The organism is Nocardia coffeae, assembly GCF_019890715.1.
In the GTDB taxonomy this organism is placed as follows: domain Bacteria; phylum Actinomycetota; class Actinomycetes; order Mycobacteriales; family Mycobacteriaceae; genus Nocardia; species Nocardia jiangxiensis.
This window is the reverse complement of record NZ_JAINZY010000006.1, coordinates 522,912-540,076: the sequence shown is the minus strand read 5'-3', so window position 1 is coordinate 540,076 and position 17,165 is coordinate 522,912. Positions and strand designations below refer to the sequence as shown.

The 17,165-nt window shown below is 68.9% G+C and carries 16 protein-coding genes; 12 read left to right on the top strand and 4 right to left on the bottom strand.

What is annotated here, in order from left to right:
- Positions 1 to 180 precede the first annotated feature (180 nt).
- Positions 181 to 1,167: a heme o synthase gene (locus K7711_RS24560; RefSeq protein WP_222971751.1), complete on the bottom strand. Its 987-nt coding sequence runs from the start codon at positions 1,165 to 1,167 to the stop codon at positions 181 to 183.
- On the opposite strand from K7711_RS24560, the gene K7711_RS24555 reads away from it, so the two are divergent.
- From K7711_RS24555 to pgl, 6 genes are all read left to right on the top strand, one after another.
- Entirely contained in the window at positions 1,135 to 1,461 is a 327-nt protein-coding gene (locus tag K7711_RS24555) for a hypothetical protein (protein WP_222971750.1), read from the top strand. The two genes, K7711_RS24560 and K7711_RS24555, sit on opposite strands and share 33 nt — an antisense overlap.
- Positions 1,462 to 1,526: 65 nt before the next feature.
- Complete coding sequence (tkt, locus tag K7711_RS24550; RefSeq protein ID WP_222971749.1) at positions 1,527 to 3,671, top strand: transketolase; 2,145 nt, start codon at positions 1,527 to 1,529, stop codon at positions 3,669 to 3,671.
- Positions 3,672 to 3,676: 5 nt separating this feature from the next.
- A complete protein-coding gene (gene tal / locus K7711_RS24545; protein WP_222971748.1) occupies positions 3,677 to 4,804 on the top strand; it encodes a transaldolase in 1,128 nt (375 codons plus the stop codon).
- 95 nt (positions 4,805 to 4,899) lie between these two features.
- Positions 4,900 to 6,372 carry a glucose-6-phosphate dehydrogenase gene (gene zwf / locus K7711_RS24540; RefSeq protein ID WP_222971818.1) on the top strand — a complete coding sequence of 491 codons (1,473 nt, stop codon included), beginning with the start codon at positions 4,900 to 4,902 and terminating at the stop codon, positions 6,370 to 6,372.
- A complete protein-coding gene (opcA, locus tag K7711_RS24535; protein ID WP_222971747.1) occupies positions 6,369 to 7,277 on the top strand; it encodes a glucose-6-phosphate dehydrogenase assembly protein OpcA in 909 nt (302 codons plus the stop codon). Before zwf ends, opcA begins: the two co-directional genes overlap by 4 nt.
- Before the next feature lie 91 nt (positions 7,278 to 7,368).
- The gene (pgl, locus tag K7711_RS24530; RefSeq protein ID WP_222971746.1) at positions 7,369 to 8,103 is read left to right on the top strand and encodes a 6-phosphogluconolactonase; all 735 of its coding nucleotides are present in this window, start codon (positions 7,369 to 7,371) and stop codon (positions 8,101 to 8,103) included.
- A gap of 145 nt (positions 8,104 to 8,248) precedes the next feature.
- On the opposite strand, the gene K7711_RS24525 is transcribed toward pgl, so the two are convergent.
- On the bottom strand, positions 8,249 to 9,250 hold the full coding sequence (locus K7711_RS24525; protein ID WP_222971745.1) for an alpha/beta fold hydrolase: 1,002 nt from the start codon (positions 9,248 to 9,250) through the stop codon (positions 8,249 to 8,251).
- Positions 9,251 to 9,272: 22 nt separating this feature from the next.
- Here K7711_RS24525 and K7711_RS24520 point away from each other — a divergent pair, with 22 nt between their 5' ends.
- The 3 genes from K7711_RS24520 to K7711_RS24510 all read left to right on the top strand — a co-directional run bounded on the left by K7711_RS24520 (position 9,273) and on the right by K7711_RS24510 (position 11,413).
- Positions 9,273 to 10,112 carry an SDR family NAD(P)-dependent oxidoreductase gene (locus tag K7711_RS24520; protein ID WP_222971744.1) on the top strand — a complete coding sequence of 280 codons (840 nt, stop codon included), beginning with the start codon at positions 9,273 to 9,275 and terminating at the stop codon, positions 10,110 to 10,112.
- Between the two features lie 186 nt (positions 10,113 to 10,298).
- Positions 10,299 to 10,547 carry a S1 RNA-binding domain-containing protein gene (locus tag K7711_RS24515; RefSeq protein WP_222971743.1) on the top strand — a complete coding sequence of 83 codons (249 nt, stop codon included), beginning with the start codon at positions 10,299 to 10,301 and terminating at the stop codon, positions 10,545 to 10,547.
- 164 nt (positions 10,548 to 10,711) lie between these two features.
- On the top strand, positions 10,712 to 11,413 hold the full coding sequence (locus K7711_RS24510) for a nicotinamide mononucleotide transporter family protein (protein ID WP_222971742.1): 702 nt from the start codon (positions 10,712 to 10,714) through the stop codon (positions 11,411 to 11,413).
- A gap of 13 nt (positions 11,414 to 11,426) precedes the next feature.
- Here the strand turns inward: K7711_RS24510 and K7711_RS24505 are convergent, their stop codons facing one another.
- Positions 11,427 to 12,257, bottom strand: coding sequence for a LysR family transcriptional regulator (locus K7711_RS24505; RefSeq protein ID WP_222971741.1), 831 nt, complete (start codon positions 12,255 to 12,257; stop codon positions 11,427 to 11,429).
- Positions 12,258 to 12,327: 70 nt separating this feature from the next.
- On the opposite strand from K7711_RS24505, the gene K7711_RS24500 reads away from it, so the two are divergent.
- Positions 12,328 to 13,440 carry a YbfB/YjiJ family MFS transporter gene (locus tag K7711_RS24500; protein ID WP_308014921.1) on the top strand — a complete coding sequence of 371 codons (1,113 nt, stop codon included), beginning with the start codon at positions 12,328 to 12,330 and terminating at the stop codon, positions 13,438 to 13,440.
- On the opposite strand, the gene secG is transcribed toward K7711_RS24500, so the two are convergent.
- Positions 13,427 to 13,660, bottom strand: coding sequence for a preprotein translocase subunit SecG (secG, locus tag K7711_RS24495; RefSeq protein ID WP_040824989.1), 234 nt, complete (start codon positions 13,658 to 13,660; stop codon positions 13,427 to 13,429). The two genes, K7711_RS24500 and secG, sit on opposite strands and share 14 nt — an antisense overlap.
- A gap of 328 nt (positions 13,661 to 13,988) precedes the next feature.
- Between secG and K7711_RS24490 the strand changes: the two genes are divergently transcribed.
- Both K7711_RS24490 and K7711_RS24485 read left to right on the top strand, forming a co-directional pair.
- Positions 13,989 to 14,798, top strand: a complete 810-nt coding sequence (locus K7711_RS24490) for an META domain-containing protein (RefSeq protein WP_222971739.1) — start codon at positions 13,989 to 13,991, stop codon at positions 14,796 to 14,798.
- 40 nt (positions 14,799 to 14,838) lie between these two features.
- Complete coding sequence (locus K7711_RS24485) at positions 14,839 to 17,163, top strand: thiamine pyrophosphate-dependent enzyme (RefSeq protein WP_308014920.1); 2,325 nt, start codon at positions 14,839 to 14,841, stop codon at positions 17,161 to 17,163.
- Positions 17,164 to 17,165: the final 2 nt, after the last annotated feature.

The following is a 17,165-nucleotide window of genomic DNA, read 5'->3' as shown; positions in this document are numbered from 1 at the left end:
TGGAGTTGGCCTTGTTGAGCCTTTCGCTTCGCGGGCGACTACCAGCGATACAGAGACGCTTCGCCGCTGAGCACGTTCTACGGACGCAAGTCAGGGGCGGAATCTCACCTGGGAGTGGGGCTCGCCTGCGGCATCGGGGATGCGGGGGCTCGGGGGGGGTTAGAAGAGGGTCTCGGGGGGTTAGAAGAGGGTGTGGCCTATGGTGTGCCAGCCGAGTACGGAATCTACTGCTAGGCCGCAGAATACGACGGCCAGGTAGTTGTTCGACTGTAGGAACAGGCGGAGGGGTTTGACCGATTCTCCGCGGCGGACGCCGGAGTACAGCTGGTGGGCCATGAGTAGGAACCAGGCGCCTGCTACCAGGGCTACGGCTGCGTAGATGACGCCGGTCGCGGGGATCAGGGCCAGGGTGGCCAGGACGGTGAGCCAGGTGTAGATCACGATCTGTTTCGTGACGGCCTTCTCGGTGGCGACCACCGGCAGCATCGGGACTCCGGCGGCGCGGTAGTCCTCCTTGTAGCGCATGGCCAGGGCCCAGGTGTGTGGCGGCGTCCAGAAGAAGATCACCAGGAACAGCACCACCGCGGGCCAGCCGATCGTGCCGGTCACTGCCGACCAACCCACCAGCACCGGCATGCATCCGGCCGCGCCGCCCCAGACCACGTTCTGTGCGGTGCGGCGCTTGAGGCCGAGGGTGTACACGAAGACGTAGAACAGGATCGTCGCGACGACCAGCAGGCCGGACAGCAGGTTCGCCTGCCACCACAGCCAGGCGAACGAACCCGCGCCCAGCGTGACGCCGAAGACGAACGCGTTGCGCGTCGGCACCGCCTCGCGCGCCAGCGGGCGCTTCGAGGTCCGCTTCATGACCTTGTCGATATCGGCGTCGGCCACACAGTTGAGGGTGTTCGCGCTCGCCGCACCCATCCAGCCGCCGAACAGCGTCGCCAGGATCAGCCCGATGTCGACATGGCCCCGATGCGCCAACAGCATCGTCGGGATCGTCGCGACCAACAACAACTCGATCACGCGCGGCTTGGTCAGCGCGATGTACGCCAGTACGCGTCGGGTGAACGCCGACAACGGCCCGGTACCGGTGACGCGATCAGCCAGAACCGTCCCGGAGGAGGAACCATGCGCGCCACCCGGCTGTTGCCCAATCCGCACTGTCTCTCCTCGCAGGTGGTGCTCGATCCGGTCACGGAACTCCAGCGCGCCCGGCTCGGCGGTATTACCCTGGACCAGGGCACCCACCGGCGGCGCGGCCGACTACTACACAAGATGGTAGACCCAGCCGTGATGCGCTCCGGCACCGCCCGCCGCGAATCATGCCCGGCCGCAGGCACGCCGTGGCCACGAGACATCGCCGTCATCGCGGTGATCGCCCTCGCGCCGCAATCGATTCGGACACGAACGCCGATCCAGCAGGGTTCCTGCCACACGCCGACACGCGGCCTCTAGGGTGGTGGGCACAACAGCCCGAACCCGCCGCTCAAGCAGACGAGAACGTCAGGAGAACTCCGGTCGTGTCAGTCACAGACGACATCCGCTCCCTCACCCAGCCGAACCACCCGGACGACTGGACCGAACTGGACACCAAGGCCGTCGACACGGTCCGCGTGCTCGCCGCGGATGCTGTGCAGCAGGCCGGAAATGGCCACCCCGGCACCGCGATGAGTCTCGCGCCGCTGGCGTACACGCTGTACCAGCGCGTCATGCGCCTGGACCCCACCGATCCCGAATGGGTCGGCCGCGACCGGTTCGTCCTGTCCTGCGGACACTCCAGCCTCACCCAGTACATCCAGCTGTACCTGGCCGGCTTCGGACTCGAACTCGGCGACCTCGAGCACCTGCGCAAGTGGGGTTCGCTGACCCCGGGCCACCCGGAGTACCGGCACACCGCGGGCGTCGAGATCACCACCGGCCCGCTCGGCCAGGGTCTGGCCTCCGCGGTCGGCATGGCGATGGCCGCACGCCGTGAGCGCGGCCTGTTCGATCCGGCCGCCGCCACCGGCGCCAGCCCGTTCGACCATTTCGTCTACGTCATCGCCTCCGACGGCGACATCGAGGAGGGCGTCACCTCCGAGGCGTCCTCGCTGGCGGGCACCCAGCAGCTGGGCAATCTGGTCGTGATCTACGACGACAACAAGATCTCCATCGAGGACGACACCACCATCGCGCTGTCCGAGGACACCGCCGCGCGCTACCGCGCCTACGGCTGGCACGTGCAGGTCGTCGAGGGCGGCGAGAACGTCGCGGGGATCGAGGCCGCGATCGAGGCCGCCAAGGCCGTCACCGATCAGCCCTCGTTCATCCTGCTGCGCACCATCATCGGCTACCCGGCCCCCACCAAGATGAACACTGGTGCCGCGCACGGCGCGGCCCTGGGCGCCGAAGAGGTCGCGGGCACCAAGCGGGCCCTGGGCTTCGACCCGGACAAGTCCTTCGACGTGGAAGATGCGGTCATCGGCCACACCCGCAACAACGTCGCCGATCGCGCCAAGGCCGCCCGCGCCGCCTGGCAGGACTCCTTCGACGCCTGGGCGCAGGCCAACCCGGAGAACAAGGCGCTGTTCGACCGCCTGCAGGCCCGGCGGCTGCCCGAGGGCTGGGTCGAGACCCTGCCGTCCTGGGACGCCGACCCGAAGGGCACCTCCACCCGCAAGGCGTCGGGCAAGTCGCTGGCGGCCCTCGCGCCGGTGCTGCCCGAACTCTGGGGCGGTTCGGCCGACCTGGCCGAATCCAACAACACCACGATGCCCGAGACGCCCAGCTTCGGCCCGCAGTCGATCTCGACCGGGATGTGGAAGGCCGACCCGTACGGCCGCACCCTGCACTTCGGTGTGCGCGAGCACGCGATGGGCGCGATCCTCAACGGCATCGCCCTGCACGGGCCGACCCGCCCGTACGGCGGCACCTTCCTGGTGTTCTCCGACTACATGCGTCCCGCGGTGCGCCTGGCCGCGCTGATGCGCGTCCCGGCGATCTACGTGTGGACGCACGACTCCATCGGCCTGGGCGAGGACGGCCCCACCCACCAGCCGATCGAGCACCTCGCCGCGCTGCGCGCCATCCCCGGCCTGAACGTCGTGCGCCCCGGTGACGCGAACGAGACCGCGCACGCCTGGCGGACCATCCTCGAGCTGGACAGCGCCGAGCGGCACTCGCACTTCACCCCCGCCGACGGCGCGCACATCGACGGTCCGTCCGCGCTGGCGCTGACCCGCCAGGACGTCCCGGTGCTCGAGGGCACCAGCTACGAGGGCGTCCGGCGCGGCGGCTACGTGCTGGCCGAATCCTCCACGGGCACACCGCAGGCCATCCTCATCGCGACCGGTTCGGAAGTTCAGCTCGCCGTCGAGGCGCGGACTAGGCTGGAAGCGCAGGGCATCGGCACCCGCGTGGTGTCCATGCCGTGTGTTGAGTGGTTCGACGCGCAGGACAAGACCTACCGCGACCAGGTACTGCCGCCGGAGGTCAAGGCCCGCGTCACCGTCGAGGCCGGAATCGCGATGCCGTGGCACCGGTTCTCGGGTGACGCCGGTGAGAACGTCTCGATCGAGCACTTCGGTGCCTCGGCCGACTACAAGACCCTGTTCCGCGAGTTCGGCATCACCGCCGACGCCGTGGTCGAGGCCGCTCAGCGTTCACTCGACAAGGTGAAGGGATAAGCGCAGTGACACAGAATGAGAACCTCGCCGCACTGTCCGCAGCGGGTGTGTCGGTGTGGCTCGACGATCTGTCACGGGACCGCATCCGGTCCGGTAACCTCGCCGACCTCATCGCCACCCGCAGCGTCGTCGGCGTCACCACCAATCCGACCATCTTCCAGGGCGCTCTGAGCAAGGGCAACGCGTACGACGACCAGGTCAAGGAGCTCGCCGCGCGCGGCGCGGACGTCGATTCGGCGATCCGCACCATCACCACCGACGACGTCCGCGCGGCCTGCGACGTGTTCGCCTCGACCTTCGAGGCCAGCGGCGGCGTCGACGGACGGGTCTCCATCGAGGTCGACCCGCGCCTGGCCTTCGACACCGACCAGACCGTCGCGCAGGCGATCGAGCTGTGGAAGATCGTCGACCGGCCCAACCTGCTGATCAAGATCCCCGCGACCGAGCCGGGCCTGCCCGCGATCACGAAGGTCATCGCCGAGGGCATCAGCGTCAACGTGACGCTCATCTTCTCGGTGCAGCGCTACATCAGCGTGATGGGCGCGTATCTGGACGGTCTGCGCAATGCGAAGATCGCCGGACACGATCTGGCCAAGATCCGTTCCGTCGCTTCGTTCTTCGTCTCCCGCGTGGACTCCGAGATCGACAAGCGACTGGAGACCATCGGCACCCCCGAGGCGCTGGAGTTGCGCGGCAAGGCCGGAATCGCCAACGCGCGCTTGGCCTATGCCGCCTATCAGGACGTCTTCGACGGCGGCAAGCACACCTCGACCTTCGCGCATCTGGCCGCCTCGGGCGGCGCGAACGCACAGCGTCCCCTGTGGGCGTCCACGGGCGTGAAGAACCCGGACTACCCGGACACCATGTACATCACCGAACTCGTCGGCCCGAACACGGTGAACACCCTGCCGGAGAAGACCCTCGAGGCCTTCGCCGACCACGGCACCCTCGACGGTGACGCGGTCTCCGGCAAGGGCGCCGAGGCGCAGGAGATCTTCGACAAGCTCACCGCCGCCGGCGTCGACCTCGCCGACGTGTTCGACGTGCTCGAGCGCGAGGGCGTGGACAAGTTCGAGAAGTCCTGGGAGGACCTGCTCACCGCCACCACCGCCGAACTCGACGGGAACCGGTAGCACCGGTGGCCGGCCAGGAGACGACGGCCGTGCCGGGAAATCCGCTGCGCGAAGAGCGCGACAAGCGGCTGCCCCGGATCGCGGGTCCGTGCAGCATGGTGATCTTCGGTGTCACCGGTGACCTCTCACGCAAGAAACTCATGCCGGCCATCTACGATCTCGCGAACCGGGGGCTGCTGCCCCCGGGTTTCGCTCTGGTCGGCTTCGCCCGCCGCGACTACAAGGACGAGGATTTCGCCGCAGTCGTCCTGGACGCGGTGAAGGCGCATTCCCGCACCCCCTTCCGTCAGGAGGTGTGGGATCAGCTGGCCGAGGGCATCCGCTTCGTCCAGGGCACATTCGAGGACGACGCGGCCTTCTCCCAGCTCGCGACGACCCTGGGCCGACTCGACCAGGAACGCGGCACGGGCGGCAATCACGCGTTCTACCTGTCGATTCCGCCCAACGCCTTCCCACAGGTGCTCAAGCAGCTCTCCCGCACCGGCCTGGCCAAGGCGCAGGACCCGGGTCCGGGCAGGCCGCAGCCGTGGCGGCGAGTGGTCATCGAGAAGCCGTTCGGGCATGACCTGGAGAGCGCGAAGGAACTCAACGCGCTGGTCAACGAGGTGTTCCCGGAGGAAACGGTCTTCCGGATCGACCACTACCTCGGCAAGGAGACGGTGCAGAACCTGTTGGCGCTGCGTTTCGCCAACGAACTGTTCGAGCCGATCTGGAACTCCAGCTACGTCGACCACGTGCAGATCACGATGGCCGAGGACATCGGATTGGGCGGGCGCGCAGGCTATTACGACGGTATCGGCGCGGCCCGCGACGTCATCCAGAACCATCTGCTGCAGCTCATGGCGCTGACCGCGATGGAGGATCCGATCAGCTTCCACCCGCGTCAGCTGCAGATCGAGAAGATCAAGGTGCTACAGGCCGCGAAGCTGGTCGAACCGCTGGACGAGACCACCGCCCGCGGTCAGTACGCGGAGGGCTGGCAGGGCAGCGAGCATGTCGTCGGACTGCTGGACGAGGAGGGTTTCGACCCGCAGTCCAGCACCGAGACCTATGCGGCGATCACCCTGAACGTGGAGACCCGCCGCTGGGCGGGTGTGCCGTTCTACCTGCGCACCGGAAAACGCCTGGGCCGCAGGGTGACCGAGATCGCGGTGGTGTTCAAACGCGCGCCGCATCTGCCGTTCGACCAGACCATGACCGAGGAACTCGGGCAGAACGCGCTGGTGGTGCGGGTGCAGCCGGACGAGGGCATCACGCTGCGATTCGGGTCCAAGGTGCCCGGGTCGAGTATGGAAGTGCGCGACGTCAACATGGACTTCAGTTACGGCGAGGCGTTCACCGAATCCTCGCCGGAGGCGTACGAGCGGCTCATCCTGGACATGCTGCTGGGCGTGCCGTCGCTGTTCCCGGTCAACGAGGAGGTCGAATTGTCCTGGCGCATCCTCGATCCCGTGCTCGAGCACTGGGCCGCGGACGGCAAACCCGAACCGTACGAGTCGGGCACCTGGGGTCCGTCCTCGGCCGATGAGATGCTCGCGCGCAGCGGGCGGGAATGGCGGCGTCCGTGATCGTCGACATGCCGGACACCGACACCCAGGCGGTCAACAAGCGTCTGATCAAGCTGCGCGAAACCAGCGGCGTGGTGACCATGGGCCGGGTGCTCACGCTCGTGGTGTGCACGCTGGACAGCTCCGAGGCCGAGGACGCCATCGCCGCGGCCAACGACGCCAGCCGCGAGCACCCCTGTCGCGTCATCGTGCTCGCCCGCGGGGACCGGTTCGCCGAGACCAAGCTGGACGCGCAGATCCGCGTCGGCGGTGACGCGGGCGCGGCCGAGGTGATAGTGCTCCGGCTGCAGGGTGAGCTGGTCAATCACGAATCCAGCATGGTGATCCCGTTCCTGCTGGCCGATACGCCGGTGGTGGCCTGGTGGCCGCGCGGGGCCCCGCAGTTCCCGTCGCAGGATTCGGTGGGGCGCTTGGCGATTCGGCGAATCACCGACTCCACCTTCGCCGCGGACCCGCAGGCCGCGATCAAGGGCCGGCTGCAGTCCTACGCCGACGGCGACACCGATCTGGCCTGGAGCCGGGTGACGTTCTGGCGCGCACTGCTGGCCTCCGCGCTGGACGAGCCGCCGTTCGAGCCCGTGGAATCGGTGACGGTGTCGGGTCTGCAGGAGGAGCCCGCGCTGGACATCCTGGCCGGATGGCTGGCCGCGCGACTGAGCTGCCCGGTGCACCGCCGCATCGGTGAGCTGCGAGTGGAGCTGCACCGGCCGAGCGTGTCGATCGCGATCTCGCGACCGCAGACCGGTCGCACCGCGACGCTGACCCGCACCGGCGAGCCCGGTCAGCGGTTCGCGCTGGCCCGTCGGGAGACCAACGACTGTCTGGCCGAGGAGCTGCGCCGCCTGGACTCCGACGAGACCTACGCCGAGGCCCTCGCGGGTATCGAGAAGGTTCTCTACGAGTAGGTTTTCCTCGCCCGGATCTGTTGCGGCACATGCGGTCTCGCAGCAGGTCCGGGCGATACTTCCGCCCGGAACCGGAACCGAGAGGTGATCGATGACCGAACCGACCGTCGAAGTCCACGCGAGCACCGAGGATCTGGTGGCCGCCGCCGCGGCGCGTTTCGTGGCCGTGGTGACCGCAGCACAGGCCGAGCGAGGTGTCGCCTCGGTCGTGCTGACCGGTGGCGGCACCGGAATCGGGCTGCTCGAGGTGGTCCGCAAGGCCCCGGGCGGGATCGACTGGTCACGCCTGGAGGTGTTCTGGGGTGACGACAGGTTCGTCCCGGCGGGCGATGCGGAGCGCAACGATCTGCAGGCCCGCCAGGCCCTGCTCGACCACGTGCCGCTGGATCCCTCGCGGGTGCATCCGATGGCGGCCTCGGACGGCGAATATCCGGATCCGGTGGAGGCGGCGGCCGAGTACTCGACAACCGTGCACGCCCACCTGACCGAATACGGCGCCTTCGATCTGCATCTGCTGGGCATGGGCGGCGAGGGACACGTCAATTCGCTGTTCCCGCACACCGATGCGGTCCGCGAGGAGCACGAACTCGTTGTGGCGGTGACGAATTCACCCAAACCGCCGCCGGTGCGCATCACCCTGACCCTGCCCGCGGTGCACCGCACCCGCCATGTCGTCCTGGTCGTCGGCGGCGCCGCGAAGGCCGAGGCGGTCGCCGCGGCCGTATCCGGCGCGAACCCGGTCGACATTCCCTCGGCCGGTGCCATCGGATCCGAGACGACCACCTGGTTGCTCGACGAGCCCGCCGCGGCGAATCTGCCGCGCTGATCGTCCGCTCGTACCGGGCGGGTGCGGTCCATCCCGACAGTGGAGACCGCGCCCGCCCGATTTCGTTCGCCGACACCGGCATTCGCTGGCTCCGCACCGCACCGACTGTTGCCTGCCGACTCGACGGTCCCGAGCGCGCCCCGTCTCAGCTGTGCGCCGGGTCGAGGGCCTTCAGGTGCCGAGTGAGGAATTCGTTCACCGCATCGGTGCGCTCCCATTGCACGAGATGTCCTGCGCCCGGGATCTTTTCGACCGCGCGCAGGTCCGGCACGTTGGCGCGCAGCGTGGCCAGCGGGTCACGACCGCTGAAACCCTCCATATCCGGGTCGTTCTCGCCGTAGAGGAAGTAGGCGGGCACCGGCACGGCGGTCGGCAGGTCGGCGGTCAGCTCCCAGTTCCGGTCCAGGGCGCGGTACCAGTTCAGGCCGCCGGTGAATCCGGTGCGCTCGAATTCCGCTACCTGGGTATCGAATTCGGCCTCGGACAACCACGACCACGGCAGAGCGGGAGCCTGCGGCAGTGCGTCGAGATAGCCGATGCCCGGCGGATTCTTCCAGGTGTCCAGGTAGTGGTAGTCGCCGCTGAGCGAGTAGTACACGCGGGCCAGGAATTCGCGCGGGCGCGCGGCCAGTTCGGCGTCGGCGACGCCGGGCGTCTGGAAGTACGACAGATGCAGGAAATGTTTTTCCGCGGCCCTGGTCCAGAACGCCGACGGCGGCTTGGGCGGACGCGGCGCGTACGGATTGTTCAGCACGAACACCGCCGCGACACGCTCGGGCGCGCGCAGGGACAGTTCCCACACCAGTTGCGCGCCGAAGTCCAGACCGACGAAGACCGCGTGCTCGGCCCCGATGTCGTCCAGCAGTCCGAGCAGATCACCCGCGACGGCCTGATTCGTGGTGACCTCGGGCCCCTCGGGGGCCTCGGTTCGGCCATATCCGCGCAGGTCGGGGGCGATGGCATGGTATCCGGCCGCGGCCAGCGCCTCGAGTTGCCGCCGCCACACCGACCAGCCGTGCGGGAATCCGTGACAGAAGATCACCGGATATCCCGCGCCCTGCTCCGCGATGTGCATCCGGATTCCGTTGGTCTCCACCTGCCGATGCGTCGGCTCCACTCCGCCTCCATAACTAGAACGTGTTCTCATCTCAAGGTAGTGTCCTGAAGTCGTGAACGGAATACTCGCCGGAAAGGTCGCGGTCGTCACCGGTGCCAGCCGCGGCATCGGCAAGGGCATCGCACTGGAACTGGGCGCCGCGGGCGCGACGGTCTATCTCACCGGCCGATCGGCCACGCCGGGCCGCCTGCCGGGCACCGTGGCGCAGACCGCCGCGGAGATCGGCGAACTCGGCGGCATCGGCGTGCCCTACGTGTGCGACCACGCCGACGACGAGGCGGTGCAGGCGCTGTTCGACAAGATCCGCTCCGACGACGGCCGCCTCGACGTACTGGTCAACAACGTCTACAACGCCCCAGCCTCCTCGCGCTGGCTGGGCCGCCCGTTCTGGGAGGTGCCTCCGCAGGCGTGGGACGAGAGTTTCGACATCGGCGTCCGATCCCATTACGTGGCAAGCGTTTTCGCCGCCCCGTCGCTGATCGAATCGGGCGGCCTGATAGTGAACATCTCCTCCCCCGGCGCGGAGCACTACACCCACAACACCGTGTACGGCGTCGCGAAGTGCGCGGTGGACCGGCTCACCGCCGATATGGCCCACGATCTGGCCGATACCGATGTCACCGCGGTCTCGCTGTGGCCGGGCATCGTGAATACCGAACTGCTGCAGATGGTTCCGGCCGACCCACAGGGCCGCCGGATGATCACGCTGCCCGGCGAGGGCACGTTCGACCTGAACGAGGCCGAGACGCCGCGTTTCCCGGGACGCGCCGTCGTCGCCCTGGCCGCCGATCCGGACCGCCGCGCCCGCACCGGAAAACCTTGGCGGGTACGCGATCTCGCCGACGCGTACGGTTTCACCGATGTCGACGGCCGGATCCCTCGGCTGGGCTGAGATCTCGCCCCGCACTTGACCTCCGACGCGGCTTCGGCTTAGTCTGGCCCGCATGACTGCCGGGTCGGCTTCCAGCCGCGCACAGACAGGATTCCCGGCCGCGAAGTGATCGCGGCGCGGGCCAGAGGCCCGCCCTCCGAACGCATCCCGTTGTACTTCCAGGGACTGCGAGAGGAGGTGAATCACATGTCCCACGAACCAGTTTCGCCATCGGAATGGGCGGCGTTCCGCGCTGCCCACACCCCGGGTGACGCACTCGCGGCGACCGTCGTCTCGGTCGTGCCGTTCGGTGCGTTCCTCGAGGTGGCTCCGGGCATCCACGGCCTGCTGCACACGCAGGAGTGGCGGGGCGAGCCGCAGGTCGGCGCGACCCTGAACGTCCGGATCCGGCAACTCGACGACGAGAACCGCCGTCTGAGCCTGACTCCGGCGTAGCAGTGCGGGTGTGGGGCCGGGATCCGTCCGGCCCCACACCTGTTCAGCGTAGAACCCGGTTCCCGCTGCTCGATCAATGACCGGACCGCGTTCCCCCGAACGGTCCGACCGCATCCTGGCCCTGCCCGAGGATGAGAATTCCGCAGCCCGGGGTTGCAGCTGAGGTGAATCCTGTGTCAGCGTTGCTCGATGCCGAACTCCACATCGCCGGATCGACGATCCTGTGGCGTGAGGTGGTCGGCAACGGTTTCGGCCTCACCTCCGCGATCGGCGGGATGCGTCGGCGGGTGTGGGCCTGGCCGGTCGGGATCGCCGGAAACGCACTGCTGTTCACCGTCTTCGTCGGCGGCGTGTTCAACACCCCGCAACACCTGAACATGGCCGGTCAGGCCGGACGCCAGCTGATGTTCATCGCGGTCAGCGGCTACGGCTGGTGGGGGTGGTATCGGCATTCCCGGCGAGAAACCGGCCTCGAGCACCGCGCCGTGGTGCCGCGCTGGGCGAGCACCCGCGAACGCTGGGTCCTGGTCGCCGCGTTGATTCTGGGCACCCTGGCCTGCACGAAGCTGTTCGCCTGGCTCGGATCCTACGGCCCCTGGGCCGAGGCGTGGATCTTCACCGGCTCGTTCCTGGCCACCTACGGCATGGCCCGTGGACTGGCCGAATTCTGGCTGCTGTGGATCGCGGTCGACCTGGTCGGTGTGCCGCTGCTGTTGCGGGCCGGGTACTACCCGTCGGCGGTGCTGTATCTCGTCTACGCGGGATTCGTGGCCTGGGGTTTCGCGGTGTGGGTGCGCACCATGCGCCGGGACGCGGCCGTCGAGGCCGATACTCGGGCCCGCGAACCGCTGGGGATGTCGGAGTGAGCGCCCGGCACGATCACGCGATGTCGATGAAGCGCTGCACCGATCGCGGCGGAGCAGGTTTGGCGCGCCAGACCAGATAGAGCCGCGACGGTGGCGCGTCCGGGACGTCCAGATACGTCACGCCCGGATGCGGTGCGCGGGTGCGAGCGAGTTCGGGTACCGCGCCGATGCCACGGCCGGCGGCGATCAATTCGATCCACTCGTCGAAATTCGTGCAGGTGACGATATCGCGACCGGAATCGACGGCGGGCCAGGATGTTTCGTCGGTCGTACCGGAGATCGTGTTGACCACGAGCGGATGCCCGGCCAGGTCCTGCCAGCGCGGTGCGGCCCGCACCAGCGGCGAATCGGCCGCCACCGCCAGCACCCGGCGCTCGGTGGCGATCAACCGGGCCGCCATCGTCGACGGGAGCCGAATGTTCTTGCGGTACAGAGCGATATCGATCGCGCCCGCGGTCAACGCCGCGATCGGATTGTCCACGCGATGGATGGCCAACCGGCCGCCGATCTCCTCGAACCGGGTGCGCGCGGCGGCGAACCAGGAATCGGGCAGCAGCCAGGCGAAGCCGACGGCCACGGTCGCCCGCCTCCGCAGATCGGCGCACACCGCGTCCACGTCGGCGATGATGCGTCGCGCATGATCCGCCAATTCCGTTCCCTCCGAGGTCAATTCGAAGTGCCGGGAGCTGCGTTCCAGTAGCCGGATGTCCAGGATGCGCTCGAGCTGCTGCATGGTGCGAGTGAGCGAGGGCTGGGTGATGTGCAACCGGGCGGCCGCGCGGGTGAAGTTCCGCTCCTCGCACAGCGCGAGATAGGCCCGCAGATGACGCAGCTCCAGTTCCATGCGTCCAGCGTATACATCGTGCACAGGAAGCATTTCACAACCGCCGCGTCGGGCAATAACGTCGCACGGCGTGACCACTGTTCTGAACAGCCGACCAGCCGTGAGCCCGCTGCGCGCCGCCGCCGGACTCGCCGCGGCCATGGGCGTCGGCCGATTCGTCTACACGCCCCTGATGCCGGTGTTGATCTCCGCGGGCCGCATCGACGCACGTGCGGGCGCGACCATCGCCGCCGCCAACTACGCGGGGTATCTGATCGGCGCGGTCCTGCTGGCCCGCCGCCCCGATCTCAACGGCCGCACCGCATTTCGCACCGCGGCAGCCGCACTGGTACTCAGCGAGGCGCTCATGGCCTGGCCCGCGCCCGCCGCGGTGGCGGCCGTGCTGCGGCTGATCGCGGGCATCGCCAGCGCGGTGCTGTTCATCGGATGCGCGAGTGTCGCGGCCGGACACGAGAATCGCAGGCGCGCAGCGGGAATCGCATTCGGCGGTATCGGCGGCGGCATCGCGCTGACCGGCCTGCTCGCCATGGCGGCCGGGACGGCCGTGCCCTGGCAGGTGATGTGGCTGGGCGTCGCAGCCCTGACGGCACTGCTGCTCGCCCCCGCGCTACGGCTCGAGGTCCGGCCCGCGACCCGCACCGCCGCGGCCGCCGCACGGTCGGTGCGGGCCTGGCGGCTGTTGCAGGGCACCTATTTCCTCGAGGGCCTGGGCTACATCGTCATCGGCACATTCCTGGTGGCCGCACTGCAATCCCCGGGACATCGATCGCTCGGCACCGCGATGTGGGTGGTGGTCGGCGTCGCCGCGGCACCCGCGACCCTGCTGTGGGATCTGATCGCCCGCCGCTTGTCCCCCGAGACGGCGCTGGTCCTCGCGCTGGCACTGCAGTGCGTCTCGGCGATTCTGCCCGCCGCGTCCACCGGCGTGGTGTCCGCGCTGATCTCGGCGGCGCTGTTCGGGGCGACGTTCACCGGAATCACCATGCTCGCGATCGAGGTGGGCGGCGAGCTGACCGGCCCCGGCGCCGCCGCCACGCTCACCGCGGGCTACGGTCTGGGCCAGGTCCTGGGTCCATTGGTGGTGACGCCGGTGCTGGGTGACGGATACGGGACGGCCTTCGCGATCGCCGCGGTCATACTCGCCGCGGCGACCGCCGGGGCACTGCTGATCAAGCGAACTTGATCTCCAGGCCGATGCCCAGAATGGCGATCAGCCAGATCAGACCGGTGAAGATGGTGATGCGGTCGAGGTTCTTCTCGACGACGGTGGATCCGGACAGGCTCGACTGCACACCGCCGCCGAACAGGTTGGACAGGCCCCCGCCCTTCGCGCGGTGCAGCAGCACCAACAACACCAGCAACACACTGGTGATCACCAGGAGGATATCCAGGAACATGCGCATGCCCGACAGTTTATGCGCAACCCCGCAATACCCCCGCATCAGGTGATCCCCGGCACGCTCGACGACCCGATTCACGACCGTCACCAGGCGCGCCGGGAACGCCTTCCGCGAGACACACCCGCGCGGTTCCGCCGGTCCCGCGGATCACCGATCGGCCGGGTCGTCCGCGACACCGTGGCCGAGTTCGGTCCCGGGGGCGCACCCGACGTGACGTCCAAGGGTGAACGATGGGCCGGTCGGTCCGGTTATCGGTAGCTCAGCGGTCGAGGCGCTCGGCACGCCCGTTCGGTTCCCCGGCAGCACCGATCCTCGCCGGTACCATCGCGGCATGTCGGCCCCAGCGCGATCGCAGTCCACCCGCCGAGCAGGCCGAGCAGCCACCTTCCTGTGGGTTCCGGTGTTGCTGGTGTGCGCACTGCTGCCCGCCTGTTCGAGCGATTCCGGACCCGCGCCGACGCCGATGGGGCACACCTACATATCCACTGGAGTGCGGGGAACACCCATTCCGGGCGGCGGCCCCCTCACGCTGAGCTTCCAGGACGGCCGGGTCTCGGCCGATTCGGGATGTAACAGCAGCGGCGGACCGGCGACCTTCGACGGGTCGGTGCTGCGGGTCTCGCGGATGGCGACGACCATGATGGCCTGTGTCGGCGACAAATCGGGTGCGGACGGCTGGCAGACCGCGCTGTTGCAGTCCGCGCCGAAGTGGTCGCTGTCGGGCAGCACACTGACTCTCACCGGTCACGACGTCACGGTCACCCTGCAGGACAAGCGCGTGCTGCATCCGGATCTGCCGTTGACCGGGACCGCGTGGGTCGTGACGACACTGCTGCGGCAGGAGGGGCAGGTCCGGTCGCAGGCCTTGGACGCCGCGCGGCCCACGCTCACCATCGCCGCCGACGGCCAGGTGTCCGGCAGCGCCGGATGCAACCGGATGACCGGCACCGCCGAGATCTCCGGCTCGAACGTCACCTTCCATCTCGGCACCACCCGGATGATGTGCGCGCCCGACGTCATGCAGATCGAACAGCAGGTGCTCGAGGCCCTCACCGGTGCGACCGAGGCCACCGTCGATTCGGACACCCTGACCATCCGCAACCGGGCGAACGACACCGGCCTGATCCTGCGCTCCGAGTGAAACCGGCACCCGGCGACCTGTCGAAGGGCAGCATGGGACGGTGATCAACGAACGGGAAGCAGAACTCGATCGACGATTCCGCGCGGCAGTGGCGGCCGTGCGGCCCGGATCTCCCCGCGCCGCAACCGAATCCGTCCTACCGGGCAGCCCGTACACCGCGGGCGGGGTGCTGCAACTGTTCGAAGCGCAGGCCATCAGCCGACAGCTGGATCTGGCGGCCCGCGCGCTCACCGCCGCCGGGCACGGGTACTACAGCATCGGATCGTCGGGGCACGAGGGCAATGCCGCACTCGCCGCGGTGCTGCGCCCCACCGATCCCGCACTGCTGCACTATCGTTCGGGCGCGTTCTTCGTCCACCGATGCCGCCGGATCGGCGGCACCGATCCCATCCGCGACGTACTGCTGGGCGTGGTCGCCGCGGCCGCGGACCCGATCTCGGGTGGACGGCACAAGGTCTTCGGCAGTAAGGCCGCCGCCATCCTGCCGCAGACCTCGACCATCGCCTCACATCTGCCGCGGGCGGTCGGGCTGGCGTTCGCGCTGGACCGGGCCACCCGACTGGGCAGGTTCACGCCCTGGCCGTCCGATGCGGTGGTGCTGTGCACGTTCGGTGACGCATCGGCGAATCATTCGACCGCGGCCGGGGCGATCAATACCGCCGTGCACACCGCCCATCTGCAAGTTCCGATGCCGGTGCTGTTCGTCTGCGAGGACAACGGGATCGGTCTGAGCGTGCCCACTCCCCCGGACTGGATCGCCCGCGCCTACGGAACCCGGCCCGGCCTGCGATATTTCGAGGTCGACGGTTCCGATACGCTTGCGGCGCTGACGATCTCGGCCGAGGCCGCGAACTGGGTGCGGGAGAATCGGCTCCCGGCCTTCCTGCGCCTGCGCACCACCCGGCTGCTCGGCCACGCGGGCTCGGATGTGGAGTCCGCATATCGCCGCGCGGGCGATATCGCCGAGGAGTTGCGCCGCGACCCGGTCACCGCCACCGCGCGCCTGCTGGTCTCCTCGGGCAGTATCGGCGCGCCCGAGCTCCTCGCCCGCTACGACGCCATCGCCGCCGAGGTCACGGCCGTCGCCGCACAGGTCACCGGGGAGCCGACGCTCGCCTCCGCCGCCGCGGTCACCGCACCGCTCGCACCGGCCCACCCCGAGCTCGTCCGCGCCGACGCGGTGCGCACCGAACCCCTGCCCGATTCCGCACCGCCACCGGGAGTCCGCGTCTTCGACGCCCGCAAGCACGCACCGGCCGACTCCGCGACCCCGGATCGTGGCAGCGACGCCGACGACGCGGAACAGCCCTCTGAACATGCTGTGCCAGTGCAGAACTCACTCGAGGAAAAGCCGCTCACGACGCTCGCGCAGTCGATCAACCACACCCTGGCGCAGCTGCTCGACCGCGACGGCGACCTGCTCGTGTTCGGCGAGGACGTCGGCCGCAAGGGCGGGGTGTACGGGGTGACGAAGGGTCTGCAACGCCGATTCGGTGCGCGTCGAGTCTTCGATACGCTCCTGGACGAGCAGAGCATCCTGGGCACCGCACTCGGTGCCGGACCGGCCGGATTCGTGCCGATTCCGGAAATCCAATATCTGGCCTATCTGCACAATGCGCTCGACCAGATCCGGGGCGAGGCCGCCACCCAGCAGTTCTTCTCGGCCGGGCAGTACCGCAATCCGATGGTGGTGCGGATCGCCTCCTACGCCTATCAGAAGGGTTTCGGCGGACATTTCCACAACGACAATTCCGTGGCGGCCCTGCGGGACATCCCCGGAGTGGTGATCGCCTCCCCCGCCCGGCCCGACGACGCCGCGGCCATGCTGCGCACCTGCGTCGCCGCGGCCCGGATCGACGGCCGGGTCTGCGTCTTCCTCGAGCCGATTGCCCTCTACCACACCCGCGACCTGCACGAATCCGGCGACGACGGCTGGCTCGCCACCCCGGACCGGGAATCGATCGATATCGGCCGCGCCCGAATCCACGGCAACGGAACCGATCTCACTATCGTCACCTTCGCCAACGGCCTGCGCATGAGCCTGCGCGCCGCACAACGCCTGTCGCAGAGCGGGATTCACGCTCGGGTCCTGGACCTGCGCTGGCTGGCGCCACTGCCCGTCGAAGACATCGTGCACCACGCCCGCGCCACCGGCCGGGTCCTCGTCGCCGATGAGACCCGCCGCGCCGGCGGCATCTCCGAATCGGTCTGCACCGCCCTGATCGACGCCGGATTCACCGGTTCGATCGCCCGGGTCACCAGCGCGGACAGCTTCGTCCCGCTGGGCCCGGCCACCGCACACGTCCTACTGGACGAGGCGACCATCGAAAACGCGGCCGGCTCCCTGGTCACCGCTTCCCGATGACG

Coding starts and splice junctions, on each gene's coding strand:
- K7711_RS24505 (WP_222971741.1), bottom strand. CDS start 12,257: ATGGAACTGGAGCTGCGTCATCTGCGGGCCTATCTCGCGCTGTGCGAG.
- K7711_RS24555 (WP_222971750.1), top strand. CDS start 1,135: ATGCGCGCCACCCGGCTGTTGCCCAATCCGCACTGTCTCTCCTCGCAG.
- pgl (WP_222971746.1), top strand. CDS start 7,369: ATGACCGAACCGACCGTCGAAGTCCACGCGAGCACCGAGGATCTGGTG.
- K7711_RS24490 (WP_222971739.1), top strand. CDS start 13,989: ATGTCGGCCCCAGCGCGATCGCAGTCCACCCGCCGAGCAGGCCGAGCA.
- K7711_RS24515 (WP_222971743.1), top strand. CDS start 10,299: ATGTCCCACGAACCAGTTTCGCCATCGGAATGGGCGGCGTTCCGCGCT.
- K7711_RS24525 (WP_222971745.1), bottom strand. CDS start 9,250: ATGAGAACACGTTCTAGTTATGGAGGCGGAGTGGAGCCGACGCATCGG.
- zwf (WP_222971818.1), top strand. CDS start 4,900: ATGGTGATCTTCGGTGTCACCGGTGACCTCTCACGCAAGAAACTCATG.
- secG (WP_040824989.1), bottom strand. CDS start 13,660: ATGCGCATGTTCCTGGATATCCTCCTGGTGATCACCAGTGTGTTGCTG.